Source organism: Streptomyces sp. NBC_01264, from assembly GCF_026340675.1.
GTDB lineage: Bacteria > Actinomycetota > Actinomycetes > Streptomycetales > Streptomycetaceae > Streptomyces.
The window spans coordinates 6,198,392-6,212,581 of sequence record NZ_JAPEOX010000001.1; the positions used below are offsets into that span (position 1 = coordinate 6,198,392).

At 73.1% G+C, this 14,190-nt stretch carries 11 protein-coding genes; 8 read left to right on the forward strand and 3 right to left on the reverse strand.

Translation table 11 applies throughout. The features are described 5' to 3' along the window. The first annotated feature begins 274 nt into the window (after window positions 1-274). Window positions 275-1,312, forward strand: a complete 1,038-nt coding sequence (locus OG435_RS29155) for an AfsR/SARP family transcriptional regulator (RefSeq protein WP_266880906.1) — start codon at window positions 275-277, stop codon at window positions 1,310-1,312. Window positions 1,313-1,410: 98 nt separating this feature from the next. Here OG435_RS29155 and OG435_RS29160 read toward each other — a convergent pair whose 3' ends face one another. Continuing rightward, window positions 1,411-3,318, reverse strand: coding sequence for an FtsX-like permease family protein (locus OG435_RS29160; RefSeq protein WP_266880907.1), 1,908 nt, complete (start codon window positions 3,316-3,318; stop codon window positions 1,411-1,413). Between the two features lie 109 nt (window positions 3,319-3,427). On the opposite strand from OG435_RS29160, the gene OG435_RS29165 reads away from it, so the two are divergent. The 5 genes from OG435_RS29165 to OG435_RS29185 all read left to right on the forward strand — a co-directional run bounded on the left by OG435_RS29165 (window position 3,428) and on the right by OG435_RS29185 (window position 8,863). Then, window positions 3,428-4,711 carry a sensor histidine kinase gene (locus tag OG435_RS29165; protein WP_266880908.1) on the forward strand — a complete coding sequence of 428 codons (1,284 nt, stop codon included), beginning with the start codon at window positions 3,428-3,430 and terminating at the stop codon, window positions 4,709-4,711. Window positions 4,712-4,740: 29 nt separating this feature from the next. Continuing rightward, window positions 4,741-5,376 (forward strand): response regulator transcription factor, encoded by a 636-nt coding sequence (locus OG435_RS29170; RefSeq protein ID WP_323187949.1) that lies wholly within the window; start codon window positions 4,741-4,743, stop codon window positions 5,374-5,376. A gap of 155 nt (window positions 5,377-5,531) precedes the next feature. Continuing rightward, window positions 5,532-6,746 carry an alpha/beta hydrolase gene (locus tag OG435_RS29175; protein WP_430625705.1) on the forward strand — a complete coding sequence of 405 codons (1,215 nt, stop codon included), beginning with the start codon at window positions 5,532-5,534 and terminating at the stop codon, window positions 6,744-6,746. A gap of 264 nt (window positions 6,747-7,010) precedes the next feature. Next, window positions 7,011-8,057 (forward strand): alpha/beta hydrolase, encoded by a 1,047-nt coding sequence (locus OG435_RS29180; protein WP_266882173.1) that lies wholly within the window; start codon window positions 7,011-7,013, stop codon window positions 8,055-8,057. Next, window positions 7,970-8,863: a trypsin-like serine peptidase gene (locus tag OG435_RS29185; protein ID WP_266880910.1), complete on the forward strand. Its 894-nt coding sequence runs from the start codon at window positions 7,970-7,972 to the stop codon at window positions 8,861-8,863. The genes OG435_RS29180 and OG435_RS29185 overlap by 88 nt, the downstream gene beginning before the upstream one ends. Window positions 8,864-8,901: 38 nt before the next feature. On the opposite strand, the gene OG435_RS29190 is transcribed toward OG435_RS29185, so the two are convergent. Together OG435_RS29190 and OG435_RS29195 are read right to left on the reverse strand one after the other, a co-directional pair. Next, window positions 8,902-9,792 (reverse strand): EamA family transporter, encoded by an 891-nt coding sequence (locus tag OG435_RS29190; RefSeq protein WP_266880911.1) that lies wholly within the window; start codon window positions 9,790-9,792, stop codon window positions 8,902-8,904. A gap of 157 nt (window positions 9,793-9,949) precedes the next feature. Then, entirely contained in the window at window positions 9,950-11,068 is a 1,119-nt protein-coding gene (locus OG435_RS29195) for a pyridoxal-phosphate dependent enzyme (protein WP_266880912.1), read from the reverse strand. A gap of 221 nt (window positions 11,069-11,289) precedes the next feature. Here OG435_RS29195 and OG435_RS29200 point away from each other — a divergent pair, with 221 nt between their 5' ends. Further along, a complete protein-coding gene (locus tag OG435_RS29200) occupies window positions 11,290-12,864 on the forward strand; it encodes a S8 family peptidase (protein ID WP_266880913.1) in 1,575 nt (524 codons plus the stop codon). A gap of 103 nt (window positions 12,865-12,967) precedes the next feature. Then, on the forward strand, window positions 12,968-14,092 hold the full coding sequence (locus tag OG435_RS29205; protein WP_266880914.1) for a DUF4190 domain-containing protein: 1,125 nt from the start codon (window positions 12,968-12,970) through the stop codon (window positions 14,090-14,092). Window positions 14,093-14,190: the final 98 nt, after the last annotated feature.

Below are 14,190 nucleotides of genomic sequence, written 5' to 3' on the forward strand. Positions count from 1 at the left end.
CCCGGATCTACCTCCTCGGGCCTATGCCTTCCGGCTGGCTAAAGTTCAACTCACCAGATTTTAAACGGGGGTTGTCATTCTTGATCGCCATGCTGGATCCTTCCTGGTGCAGAGGTGACGACTCTCGTCATCCGGCCGAGGCCGGGACGTACGCATCTTTCGGGGGAGCTTGATGAGTACAGAGGCAGTGAACGAAGAAATTGATTTCGGTGAGTTGGCCACTGACCTCAGGGGAGGCGGTGGGCGAGGTACGGACATTGTCGTCGGACAGCGTTTGGGAGGCAGTAGCAGGGGAACACGGAGCGTCGCCGAGCTGGAACGGGAAGTACGGGAACTCCGCCACGCGAACGAGACGCTGAAGATGTACTTCACGATGGCGCTGGAGCTCGACCTCCAGTCCCCGCCCCCCGCCGCCGTCTTCGACACGGCCCGCGAGCGGACCGGTGCGCACGCCGTCGCGCCCCGGCCCCCCGCTCCGCGGCCGCACGGAGGCGTCCGGTGGGCGCAGGAGGATCCGGAGGAGGACCGGGACGTACCGCCGACCAAGGTGGAGTTCAGGGTGCTCGGTCCGATCGAGGCGACCATCGGCGGACGCTACGTGGACCTCGGGGCCACGAAGCAGCGGGCCGCGCTCACCCTGCTGGTCAGCCAGGTGGGCCAGCCCGTATCGGTCGACGTGCTCGTCGAAGCGCTCTGGGACGGCCAGCCGCCCCAGTCGGCGATCTCCTCGCTGCACGCCTACATCGCCAACCTGCGGCGGGTGCTGGAGCCGGACCGGGCGCCGCGCAAGCCCGCGAAGGTCCTGCGCACCCTAGGCCGCGGGTACTTACTCGACAGCAGTGCCGTCGACGTCGACGCCCACCGGTTCGGCACCTGCGCGACCGCCGGCTGGCAGGCACTGGACCGGTGCGACCCGCAACGGGCCCTCGAGCAGTTCGAGGCCGGACTCGCCCTGTGGCGCGGGGAGGCGTACGCGGAGGTCTCCGATGCCACCCACGTCTCGCCCGAGGTGGTGCGCCTCGAGGAACTGCGGCTCTCGGTGGTCGAGGGCCGCTGCGCCGCACTGATCGCCGTGGGCGCCCACGAAGTGGCCGTCTCGGAACTGGCGGGCTTCACCCAGTCCCACCCGCTGCGCGAATACGGCTGCGAACTCTTCAGCCTGGCCCTGTACCGGGCCGGACGGCAGGCCGACGCGCTCTCGGTGCTGCGGATGCACCAGCGGCGCATGGCCGAGGACCTGGGCATCTCGTCGAGCCCCGCACTCCAGCGCCTCGAGGTCGAGATCCTGCGCCAGGCCCCGACCCTCGACTGAGCCGGAGCCGGAGCCGGAGCCGGAGCCGGGGCCGGAGCCGGAGCCGGAGCCGGGCCGGGGCCGGGGCCGGAGCCCGGGCCGGAGCCGAGCCGTCGGCCTCAGACCGAGGCCGACGCGACACCACCACCGGCTACTTCACCCCACCGCGCCCTGCGCCGCCCTGTCCGGCGGCGCAGGGCGCGGGCCGTCGGAAGCAGGGTGCACAGCGCCGACAGCGCGGCGCAGACACCGGCGACCGCACCCATCGCGAGCCAGGGCACGACCACCGGCGAATCCACCCCGAGGACCGCGAGGGCGGCGCGCACGCCCGCCAGGTTGACCGCGGTGACCGCCGTTCCGAGAAGGGCTCCGACCGAGACCGCGAGCAGGGACTCGGCCGCCGTCACGGCGAGGACCTGGCCGCGGGTGGCTCCGGCCAGCCGCAGCAGACGCAGGTCGCCGGCCCGGTCGGAGGTGGCCATCAGCAGGGTGTTGGCCAGCGCGATCGCCGTGTAGACCAGGGCGATGCCCAGGACCAGCACATAGCCGAGCATCGTGATCCGGTTCGTGCGCGGGTGCGTCGCCGCCAGCCACTCCTGCGTGGTGCGGGCCGTGGCCCCGTACCGGGCCGCCGCCTCGCGGACCGCACCGGCCGCGGACGCGGGGGCCCTGACCTCGATGCGCGAGACCTTCGCGCCGGGCGCGTTGCGCGGGGTGACGTAGGCCCCGTTGTCGCCGGTCCCCGTCCGCATCACGGCCACGATCCGCAGCCGGGCGGCGGTGCCGTCCGCGCGCCACAGCGGTACCGAGTCGCCGACCCGGTGCTGCCACCACTCCTCCGTGACGACGATGCCGCCGTCGTCCAGGTCCGCCACCGACCCCGCAACCACCGACAGCCGCGAGACGTCCGCCAGAGCCGCCGGGTCCACCGCGAAGGCCTCCGTCGGCACCTTCACGAACCCCTCCTCCAGCACCGTCAGCCGGGTGTCGGCCACCGCGAGGACGCCCGTCGCCGGGACACCGGTGATCGCCACGGAGTCCGGCAGCCGCCCGCCGGCCAGTACGTAGTCCGCGCCCGTCCGGGCCCGGGCCTCCACCGCCTTCGCCTCCTTCAGGGTCGAGGCCGTGCCCAGCAGCGATCCGGTCAGCGCGACCATCACCAGCACCGGCGCCGCCACCGCGGCCGTACGGCGGATCCCGGCGGCGGCGCTCGCCCGCACCAGCCGGCCCGCGTAGGAGGTCAGCCGGGCCGGGACCCACATCAGCAGCCGTACGACGGGCCGTACGAGCACCGGGGCCAGCAGCCCGCACGCGGAGATCAGCAGCATCGGCTGCACGGTGTACGTCTTGCGCTTGAGCAGCTCGCCCGGTTCCGAACCGAGCCGCCACCCCACGAAGACGACCGCGCCCAGCAGCAGCCCGCCGCCGGCCACCCACCGCCCCGGGGTCATGGGCCGCTCGTCGGTCACGGCCTCGCGCAGCGCCTCCAGGGCAGCGACCCGGCCGGCCCGCCGGGAAGCGGCGTAGGCACCCGACAGCGCGACCAGCAGACCCGTCCAGAACGCCGTGTGCAGCGGCCAGCTCTGGTCCCCGATCGCGTACCCGGCGGGCGCCAGCCCCTGCGCCACGGTCCAGCCGGCCATCAGCGGCGCACCCGCCGTGCCCAGGGCGACCCCGGCCGCGGACCCGACCAGCCCGACGGCCGCCGCCTCCGTCATCACCAGGCGCCGCAGCTGCCCAGGCGTCGACCCGGCCAGCCGCAGCAGCCCCAGCTCGCGCCGCCGCGCGGCCACCGCGTACGAGAAGGTCGACGCCACCACGAACACCGCCACGAACGAGCTGATCCCGCCCGCGGTGCCGAGCATCGAGTTGAGCCCCACCACCTCGGCCCCCGGCGGCAGCGCCGCCGACGCGGCGAGCCCCAGTCCCATCACGGTCATCAGCGCGACCCCCAGGGCCACGGCGACGAACGTTCCCACCTGTGTCATCCAGCGCCGCCGCAGCGACCTCAACGCGATCTTCAGCATGCTTCCAAGCCAACCGGCCGCGCGGCCCTCGGTCAGCGGGGCAGGGGCGAGTCCGCAGGGTATGGCCAGCCCTACCGCGCCGCCCCCGCCCGCCGCCTACGGTGGGCGCATGCCGCTCTCCCTCCCGGTCCCTGGCCGGTACCTGCGCAGCGCCCGGCCATGGCGCGCCGCCGGCTACCTGCTCGGCGGCGCCGTCACCGGACTCCTCGTCTGCGCCGTGCTGACGCTGCTCGCCGTCTGCGGGGCCGTGCTCGCCGTCGTCCTGGTCGGACTCCCGCTGCTCGCCGCGCTCGCGCTGGTCGGCGTCCCGTTCGCGGCCGTCGAGCGCCGACGGCTGCGGCTGTTCGACCCCGGCTCGGAGCCCCTGCCCGACCCGCACCGCGATCCGGACCGTACGGGGCCCGCGGCGTGGGCCGGCACCCGCTTCCGCGAGCAGGCGACCTGGCGGGAACTGGCCTACGCCGTACTCGCCGCCACCCTGCTGTGGCCGCTGGAGCTGCTCGCCGTCGGGGTCGCCCTGCTGGTACCCGCCGGGCTCCTGGCGACGCCGGTCCAGCTCGCCCTGGACGGGGAACAGGCAAACCCCCTCAAGATCCACGCCATCACCGGCTACCCCGAGGCCCTGCTGTGTGCCGCCGCCGGACTGCTGCTCCTCCCGGTCCTCCTCCACGCGCTCGGCGCGGCGGCGGCCGCCCGCGCGGCCCTGGCCCGGCTGATGCTCGGCCCCGGCCAGGGCGACCTGGCGGTCAAGGTCACCGAGCTGACCAGCTCCCGGGCCCGGCTGGCGGCCGCCTTCGACGCCGAACGGCGGCGCATCGAGCGGGACTTGCACGACGGGGCGCAGCAGCGGCTCGTCGCACTGTCCATGACGCTGGGCCTGGCCCGGCTCGACGCCCCGTCCGGCAGCCGGCTCGCCGGGCAACTGGCCGCCGCGCACGCCGAGGCCGGGCTCGCCCTGACCTCGCTGCGGGAGCTCGTCCACGGCATCCACCCGCAGGTGCTCAGCGACCGGGGCCTGCCCGACGCCGTCGCCGACATCGCCGACCGCTCGCCGATCCCCGTCGACACCGACTTCGACCTCCCCGGCCGGCTGCCCGAACAGGCCGAGTCCGCCGGGTACTTCTTCGTCAGCGAGGCCCTGGCCAACGCGGCCAAGCACAGCGGGGCCGGCCGGATCGCCGTCACCGGGCGGCACGACGGAACCCGCCTCACCGTGGAGGTGAGCGACGACGGCCGCGGCGGCGCGGACGCGGGGCGGGGGAGCGGACTGACGGGGCTCGCCGACCGGGTGTCCGTCGTGGACGGCAGACTGACCCTGACCAGCCCTCCCGGAGGCCCGACCCTGCTGCGTGTGGAGATCCCTTGCATCCCGATGGAACCGAAGACGCCGTAGGGGCCGGCCCCGGCCGGCGGCCCCTGCGCGTGGTCCTGGCCGAGGACTCCGTCCTGCTCCGCGAAGGCCTCGTCGGCCTGCTCGACCGCTTCGGCCACCGCACGGTGGCGGCCGTCGGCGACGCCGCCGCGCTCGAAGCGGCCGTCGCCGAGCACCGGCCGGACATCGTCGTCACCGACGTGCGGATGCCCCCGGACCACACCGACGAGGGCCTGCGGGCGGCCGTGCGGCTGCGCGGACTCCGGCCCGGCCTGCCCGTCCTGGTCCTCTCCCAGTACGTACAGCGCTCGTACGCCGCCGAGTTGCTCGATTCCGGCGACGGGACGGGCGTCGGGTACCTGCTCAAGGACCGCGTCGGGCAGGTGGAGGAGTTCCTCGACGCCGTCGCCCGGGTGGCGGCCGGCGGGACCGTCGTCGATCCCGAGGTCGTGCGCCGGCTCATCAGCCGCCGGCGCGACCCCCTGGAACGGCTGACGGCCCGCGAGCGGGAGGTCCTCGCGCTGGTCGCGGAAGGGCACTCCAACGCCGAGATCTCCCGGCGGCTCACCGTCTCGGAGGCGGCGGTGGGCAAGCACATCGGGAACATCCTGATGAAGCTCGACCTGCCCCCGGCGCAGGAAACCCACCGCCGGGTCCTCGCGGTCCTGGCCTACCTGCGGGGCTGACGGGCTCGACGCCCTGGAGGTGACCCGTCCCGAATCCGGGTCACGATTTTGCGCTGATTTGGAACTTTCCGGGGGATTCACGCATCAGGACTAGGGGAGCGCCCAGTCCCTGCTGTCCCACCGGGGGGCAGTCATGACCGTTCGGAGCGAAGTTCGTGCACCAGGACCAGCCCTACCGACCCGATGACCACCCGGCGTACGGCAACCAGGCGTACGTCCCCCCGCACATACCCGGGCCCCCCGCCGGCCCCTCGCCCGACGGACCCCCGCGGCGCTCCCGGCGCGCCCGCTCCGGCCGCCCCCGCTCCCGCCGCGTGCTGTGGACCAGCGCGGCCCTCGCCTTCGTGCTCCTCCTCGGCGGCGGTGGCTTCGCCGCCTGGAAGCTGGAGTGGTTCTCCGGCAACGGCTCCTCGGTGAGCTTCGGCCGGCCCTCGCCCCCCGCCGGCGCGGGGACGGCGCAGGGGAACCCGGGGCAGACCCCCGCGAGCCCGCCCGCGCCGACCGGCGACCCGGACGTGCGGCAGGCCACCGGGCCGGTCTCCGCGTTCAAGCAGACCGCCAAGCTGGACGACGGCACGATCATCGCCAAGACCCGCCTCAAGGGCGCCAAGTCCGGCTTCGAGGGCGACGTCTGGGTGTGGACGCCGAAGGAGTACGGCGACCCGAAGTACGCCAAGAGCGGCTTCCCGGTGCTCATCGCCCTCCCCGGCGGCAACGGCTACCCGGACAACTACTGGGCCGACCGCAGCCTCGGCCTCCAGAAGGCCATCGCCGAGGGCGTCAAGGCGGGCACCAGCCTGCCGTTCATCGTGATCATGCCGGTGCTCAACCCGGACGCGAAGCACTACTACGACGGCTCCGACATCCCCGGCCGGGCCAAGATGGGCACCTGGATCGCCGAGGACGTCCCGGACTTCACCCGCGCCAACTTCCGTACGTACAAGTCCCGCGACGGCTGGGCCTTCATGGGCTCCTCCTCCGGCGCCTTCGTCGGCATGAAGCAGGTCCTCCAGCACCCGGACCGGTTCAAGGCCGTGATCGCCAGCGGCGGCGAGATCCGCCCCGATTCCCCGCTCTGGAAGGGACACCAGGCGGAGATGGACGCGAACGACCCGGAGAAGCTCGCCCAGAAGCTGATCGACACGGGCGGTCCCGAGGTCTACATCAACTTCCAGGTCGGGACCAGGGAGACCGGCAAGGAGAGCATGGCGCAGTTCAAGCAGAAGTACGGCAAGGGCCCGGTCAAGGTGACCATCCGGGACATCCAGAACGGTGAGCACAACGGCTGGCACTACGTGCGCGGCATGAAGGAAGGCTCACTGGAATGGGTCAGCAAGGTCCTCAAGGGTCCGAAGGCCGAAACCGGCTGACCGGCGTGGCCCTCGCCACGTCCACCCGTCCCAGGCAACCCATCCGGTCGTTCATACCTCTGTTAAGGATGTAAGGGGGACCAATCGGTCCAGCCCGCGCTCCCAGGGGCGCCGGAGAAGGAACGGGAACGATCCGTGCACCAAGACCTGCAGGGTGACAGGGCCGCCGCCACCGGGGACGTCCCCGACCCGACCGAAGACGCCCCGGCGACCGGGGGCGACGCCGCGACCGGCGCCCGCCGCCCCCGGCGCCGGCTCCGCCGGATCCTGATCGGCGGGGGCCTCGGGCTCACCCTCCTGGCGGGCGGCGGGGCCGCGTACCAGTTCGGCCTCTTCTCCGACATAGGCGATCCCGTCTCCTTCGGGAAGCCCCCGGCAGAGGTCTCCGCCGCCTCCGACACCGGGCCGGGCGTACGGATGCCGACCGGGCCGAAGGCCTCGTTCGTCCGGACCTCCCGGCTGCCGGACGGCACCCAGATCGCCAAGACCACCCTGACGGGCAAGAAGTCCGGGTTCACGGGCGACGTCTGGGTGTGGGTGCCGAAGGAGTACGACGACCCGGCGTACGCCGCCAGCGCCTTCCCGGTCCTGATCTCCCTGCCCGGCGGCCGCGGCTACCCCACGAACTACTGGGGGACGGGCCCCGGCCTCGGCCTCCAGCAGGCCGTGAGCGACGGGGCCAAGTCCGGCAAGAGCCTGCCCTTCATCCTGGTCATGCCGGTGCACAACGCCGACACCAAGCACCACTTCGACGCCTCGGACATCCCCGGAGAGCCCAAGATGGGCACCTGGATGGTCGAAGACGTCCCGGATTTCACGAAGGCCAATTTCCGGACCTTCACCTCCCGCGACGGCTGGGCCTTCATGGGCTCCTCGGCGGGCGGATTCGGCGCCTTCAAGCACGTCCTGAAGCACCCCGACCGCTTCAAGGCGGCCATCGCGAGCGGGGTCGACATCGTCCCCGATTCCCCGCTGTGGAAGGGAAACACGCAGGCCATGGACGAGGACAACCCCGAGAAGCTCGCCGCGAAGCTGATCGCCGCGGGCGGCCCGGACGTCTACGTGAACTTCCAGATCGGCACCAGGGAATCAGGCCGCGAGAAGGCCGAGCAGTTCATGAAGGACTACGGCAAGGGTCCCGTGCACACCACGCTGCAGGTGATCCAGGATGGTCAGCACAACGGGAAGTCCTACGTACGCGGGATGAGGGAGGGCGCACTGGAGTGGATCAGCAAGGTGATGTCCACACCCACCCCGAAGCCCCGGCCGGCCCCGAGCGGCGGCGCGAGCGGCACCGCCGCCGCGCGGTGAGCCCCGGCATCAAGGCGATCGGGATCGGCTCGGCCGCCCTCGCGGGGACCGCCGCGCTGCTCGCCGTGGTGTTCGTCAGGGGCTCCGGCGGCTACGAGAACCACGCCGCGCTCGCCTTCCCCACCGTCGGCGTCCTCATGGCGGGCGGCGAGCACTGGTGCACGGCCAGCGTCGTCGACAGCCCGCGGGGCGATGTCGTCGCCACCGCCGCCCACTGCGTGGCCCCGGCCGGCGAGGACGGGCGGCCGGGCGAGGCCGCGCACGACGGGCTCGCCATCGGCGAGCTCGCCTTCGCCCCCGCCTTCACCGGCGAGGGCTCCGGGAAGCAGCCGCTCGGGGTGTGGAAGGTGCGCTCCGTCCAGGTCGACGAGCGCTGGACGAAGTGGGGCGAGGACACCGCCGACTTCGCCTTCCTCAGCGTCGAACCGGACGCGCAAGGGCGCAGCCTGCAGGAGGTCGTCGGCCGCGGGGAGGCCCCGAAACCCGTCTGGACCTCCGGCTACGAGCGGGAGGTGACCGTCGTCGGCTACCCGGAGTCCGGGCACAACCCCGAGAACAAGCCCGTCGCCTGTACGACGCGGAGCCAGCACGACGAGGACGACCCCGCCATGCTCTACATCAACTGCTCGGGGTTCTGGACGGGGACGAGCGGCAGCCCGTGGATCGCCGACCGGGGCGGGCCGGGGCGGCCCGGCCAGCTCATCGGGGTGCTGAGCGGCGGGGACACGGACGTGGACTCCACGGCCGCGCTGTTCGACGACCGGGCGAAGGCCCTGTACGAGCGGGCCGCGAAGCCCGCGGGCTGAGGCCGGGTACTGAGGCCGGGTACCGAGGCCGAGGTGCGTCAGCTGCGGCGCTCGGTGCTCACGATCACGCACACCGCCGCCACGACGATCGCGCCGCCGAGCAGGAGGGGCCAGGTCAGGGCCTCGTCGAGGATGAGCCAGCCCAGGGCGACGGCCACGACCGGATTCACGTAGGCGTACGTGGCCACGAGCGAGAGTGGAGCCGCGCGCAGCAGCCACACGTACGCGGTGAAGCCGACGAGCGAGCCGAACAGCACCAGGTAGCCCAGCGCCAGCCAGGACGCGGTGGAGTACGAGGTCAGGTCCAGCCCGCGCTGTTCGCCGCGGCACAGGCCGACGAGGATCCCGCCGATCCCGCCCGCGAGCATCTGGTACGCGCTGCCGGTGAAGGGGTTCGCGGGCAGGGTCAGCTTCGAGCCCGAGAAGGAGCCGAGCGACCAGCACACCGAGCCGGCCAGCACCAGGAGCACCCCGCCGAGCGCGATCTCGCCGCCGAGCCCGGGGCTGGTCAGGACGGCGAGCCCGCCGAGCCCCAGCAGCACCCCGGCCACGGTGCGCGCCGAGGGGCGGTCCCCGGAGCCGGCGCGCAGGACGACCAGCCACATCGGGACGGCGGCCACCAGCAGGGCGGCGAGCCCGGAGGGGATCGAGGTCTCGGCGAGGACGACGAGGCCGTTGCCGCCGAGCACCAGCAGCAGCCCGACCAGGACGGTGGCGCCCACCTGGGCCCGGGTGGCCTTGAGGGCGGCCGGGCCGTCGCGCCAGGCGACGATGCCGGCCAGGAGGAGACCGGCGGTGATGAAGCGGGCCCCGGCGGAGAGGAACGGGGGCATGGTCTCGACGACCACGCGGATGCCGAGGTAGGTCGAACCCCAGACGACGTAGACGAGGGCGAGGGCGAACCAGACACGGGCCGATGAGGTGCGCATGACGCGGAGCCTATGTCGTTGGCCTCTGCATCCATCGAGGGGTCCCCGGAGCGGGGCGCTCCGGGGACCCCCCCGGCGGCATCCGCCCGCGCGGCCCCGGTCGGGCGGTCCCGGCCGGGCCGCCGGGTACGGGGCCGTCCGAGGCGGCCCGCCCAGGTCAGGCCGGTGCGGCCAGGCCCGTCTTGGCGCCCGCGCCGCAGAGCGGGACGACGGCGGTGCGGCCCTGGAGGGGGTCTTCGGGGGCGGTGGGGCCGACCGCGGCCCAGCAGGCGGCGGCCGTGGGTTCCACGAACAGCCCGCGCCGGGCCAGGTCGAGCTGCGCCGCCCGGATCCGGTCGTCGGTCACGGTCAGGAAGGTGCCGCCGGACTTGCGGACGGCCGCCAGGATCTGGCGGGCCCGCGGCGGGGCCGGGATCGCGATCCCCTCGGCCAGGGTGGGGAGTTGGGGTACGGGGTCGGCGTCCTCGGCGCCCGCGCGGAAGGCGGAGGCCAGCGGGGCGACGGCCGCCGACTGGACGGCGATCAGCGTCGGCGGGCGGACCCCGCGGCGGGCCAGCTCCTCCACCGCCAGCGCGGCCCCGAGCAGCAGCGTGCCGTTGCCGACCGGGACGACGATCACCTCCGGGAGGTGGCCGCCCAGCTGCTCCCAGATCTCGTAGACGTATGTCTTGGTGCCGTGCAGGAAGTACGGGTTGAAGACGTGACTGGCGTAGAACACCCCCGGCAGGTCGGCCGCTTCGCGGGCCGCCACCGCCGTCGCCTCGCGCCCGCCCGGCACCACCGTCACCGTCGCGCCGTGCGCGCGCATCTGCTCCGTCTTCTTCGGCGAGGTGCCCTCCGGCACGAAGACCTCGCAGGCCAGTCCGGCCCGCGCGCAGTAGGCCGCGAAGGCCGTCCCGGCGTTGCCGCTGCTGTCGGCCACCACCCGCCGCGGCCCCAGCCGGCGCGCGACCTCGGCGAGCATCACCGCGCCGCGGTCCTTGAAGGACAGGGTGGGCATCAGGAAGTCCAGCTTGGCGTGCACCCGCTCCGACAGCGGCACCAGCGGGGTGTTCCCCTCCGCCAGCGTGACGGAGAAGGCCCCGGTGAGCGGCAGGGCGGAGCCGTAGCGCCAGAGCGAGCGGGGTCCGGCCGCGGGATCCAGTACGGCGTCCGGGTCGGGGGTGAAGTCGAGGTCCCACGGGCCGCCGCACACCGGGCAGCACCAGGGGGCCGTCCGCGCGTCGGCCCGGGTGCCGTCTTCGGCGCAGACGTAGCCGGGTAGTGCGTGCGTCATGTGCGGTGAGCCTTTGCTCGTTCATGGCTGAGGTATGGCACGGATGTTACGCGTTCGTTGTCCTCTTGTGGTGGAGCGACTCCGTGGGTCAACCTTTCGTCAGCGGCGCATCGTTGGGCCGAATTGCTTGTCATGGGCATGGCTAAAAACCATGCCCTGACGGCAGCGCCCATCGGCCGCGCACCCCCCGCAGCGCACCACCTATGAGGAGGACCCCTCACATGTCCGCGACGCGTCACACCCGCCGGAGGATCGCCGGCATCGGAGCGACCGCCACACTGGCCCTCGCCCTCGGAGCAGCCCTCGCCTTACCCGCCTCGGCGGCCCCGACCGCCCCGCAGGGCGTCATCGAGAACGCCGGCGCCGAGGGCACCGTCTCCGGCAGCTACATCGTGACCTTGAAGGACTCCGCGGCGCGCTCCACCGCCGACAGCGGCAAGGCCGTGGCCAAGCGGTACGGCGCGCGGATCGACCGGACCTACAGCGCGGCCCTCAACGGCTACTCCGTCGAGGTCTCCGAGGCGCAGGCCAGGAAGCTCGCCGCCGACCCGGCCGTCAAGTCCGTCGTGCAGAACCGGGTGTTCACCGTCGACACCACCCAGCCCAACCCGCCGTCCTGGGGCCTGGACCGGATCGACCAGGCGGCCCTGCCGCTGAACCAGAGCTACACCTACCCGGACAAGGCCGGCGAGGGTGTGACCGCGTACATCATCGACACGGGCGTCCGTAAGACCCACCAGGACCTCGGCGGCCGCGCCTCCGACGGCTACGACGCCATCGACAACGACAACACCGCCCAGGACGGCCACGGCCACGGCACGCACGTCGCCGGCACCGTCGCGGGCACCTCGTACGGCGTGGCCAAGAAGGCCAAGATCGTCGGCGTGCGCGTGCTCGACAACAACGGCTCCGGTACCACCGCCCAGGTCGTCGCGGGCATCGACTGGGTGACGCGCAACGCCGTCAAGCCGGCCGTGGCGAACATGTCGCTCGGCGGCGGCGCGGACTCCGCGCTGGACACCGCCGTGCGCAACTCCATAGCCAGCGGCATCACCTACGGAGTCGCGGCGGGCAACGAGTCCACCAACGCCAACACCAAGTCTCCGGCCCGCGTGGCCGAGGCGATCACCGTCGGCGCCACCACCAACACCGACGCCAAGGCGAGCTACTCCAACTACGGCGCGATCCTGGACCTCTTCGCCCCCGGCTCCAACATCACCTCCTCGTGGGGCACCGGCGACACCGCCACCAACACCATCTCCGGCACCTCGATGGCGACCCCGCACGTGGTCGGCGCCGCCGCCCTCTACCTCGCGGCCAACCCGGCGGCCACCCCCGCCCAGGTCTCCACGGCCCTGGTGAACGCGGCCACCCCGAACGTGGTGACCAGCCCCGGCACCGGCTCCCCGAACCGGCTGCTCAACATCGGCACCTCCACCACCCCGCCGAACCCGGGCACCCGCTTCGAGAACACCGGCGACTACGCGATCGCCGACAACGCCACCGTCGATTCGCCGATCACCGTCAGCGGGATCTCCGGCAACGCGCCGGCCACGCTGAGCGTCTCGGTCGACATCAAGCACACCTACATCGGTGACCTCAAGGTCGACCTCGTCGCCCCCGACGGCACCCTGTACAACCTGCACAACCGCACCGGCGGCAGCGCGGACAACATCATCAAGTCCGTCACGGTCAACGCCTCCTCGGAGGTCGCCAACGGCGTGTGGAAGCTCCGGGTCAACGACAACGCGAACGTCGACACCGGAAAGATCGACTCCTGGGCGCTCCAGTTCTGACGCCCGGGCGGTAGTGACGCGATGAACCTCGGGGGCGACCGTTTCGGCGGTCGTCCCCGCTGCGTACCATTCGCGCATTCGTTCGCCCGCTTCCTGGAGCCCCGTGAGCACGCAGCCCCCCTACCAGTGGCCCGCCCCGCCCCCGCAGGGGTACGCGTACGGGCCGCCCCCGCTCAACGGCTTCGCGCTCGCCTCCCTGCTCGTGGGGATGCTCTGCTTCCCGCCCCTCGGCATCGTCTTCGGGATCGTGGCCCTCACGCAGATCAGGAAGAAGGGCGAGCGGGGCAAGGTCCTCGCCGTCCTCGGCCTGGTGGTGTCGGTCCTGCTCTCCGGCGGCCTGGTCCTCGGCGCGGAGCGGGCCGCGGACACCTTCTTCGCGCGGGCCCGCGCGATGGGCGCGGCCGAGCCCTACGAGGACGTGGAGGGCGAGCTGACCGACCTCGACGACCTGGGCGCCGGCTCCTGCTTCAACGTCCCCGGCGGGGACCTGCTCGAGGAGAACCCCTTCGTGTACCGGATCGGCTGCGCGCAGGTCCACGACGCCGAGGTCACCCTCGCGCACGCGCTGGGCGGGTCGCGCTTCCCGGGCGAGGAGGAGCTGAAGGAGTCGGCGGCCCAGGACTGCTGGCGCGCGCAGGACGCGTACGCGATGGACACCTGGGCGCTGCCCCCGTACGCGGAGATGTTCTACTTCGCGCCCTCGCGCGAGCGGTGGGAGGGCGGGGACCGGCTGCTCGTGTGCGTGATCGGCACGGCGGAGCAGGAGCAGCGGGGCAGTCTGCGCAAGGATGCCGGGGTGCTGGCGCCGGAGCAGGTGGCCTTCCTGCAGGTGATGAACGCCGCCGATCTGGCACTGGGCCACGCACCGGACGCGGACGTGGACGAGGCGCTGGAGCAGTACCGGGCCTGGGCGCGGGAGATGGACGGAGTGCTGGCCGCGGAGTCGCGGCTGCTGGCCGGCGAGAAGGCGCGGCCGCAGCTGGCCGGGCCGGCGGGAGCGCAGCGGGAGGCGGTGGAGGCGGCGCGGCGGGAATGGCGGCGGGCCTCGGAGGCGCAGACCGGGGACGGCTTCGTGAAGGCCTGGGACCGGGCGCTCGCGGAGCTGCCCGTGGCGACGGAGAAGGCGCTGCGCGGGGCGTACGGTCTGTCGACGACGGTGCCGGAGTGGCTGGAGGAGCCGCAGGGCGACGCCTCGGCCGGGCCGTCCGTGGAGCAGGCCTCGGCGTGAATGTTGCTGCTGTGACGCGTGGGTTTGAGTGACCAGGCTTCATCACTTCGGGTGAAACTCTGGCCCTTGCTTGCGGGGGACAACCGTCGGTTGCCAGG

Coding starts and splice junctions, on each gene's coding strand:
- OG435_RS29190 (WP_266880911.1), bottom strand. CDS start 9,792: ATGCGCACCTCATCGGCCCGTGTCTGGTTCGCCCTCGCCCTCGTCTAC.
- OG435_RS29160 (WP_266880907.1), bottom strand. CDS start 3,318: ATGCTGAAGATCGCGTTGAGGTCGCTGCGGCGGCGCTGGATGACACAG.
- OG435_RS29165 (WP_266880908.1), top strand. CDS start 3,428: ATGCCGCTCTCCCTCCCGGTCCCTGGCCGGTACCTGCGCAGCGCCCGG.
- OG435_RS29200 (WP_266880913.1), top strand. CDS start 11,290: ATGTCCGCGACGCGTCACACCCGCCGGAGGATCGCCGGCATCGGAGCG.
- OG435_RS29195 (WP_266880912.1), bottom strand. CDS start 11,068: ATGACGCACGCACTACCCGGCTACGTCTGCGCCGAAGACGGCACCCGG.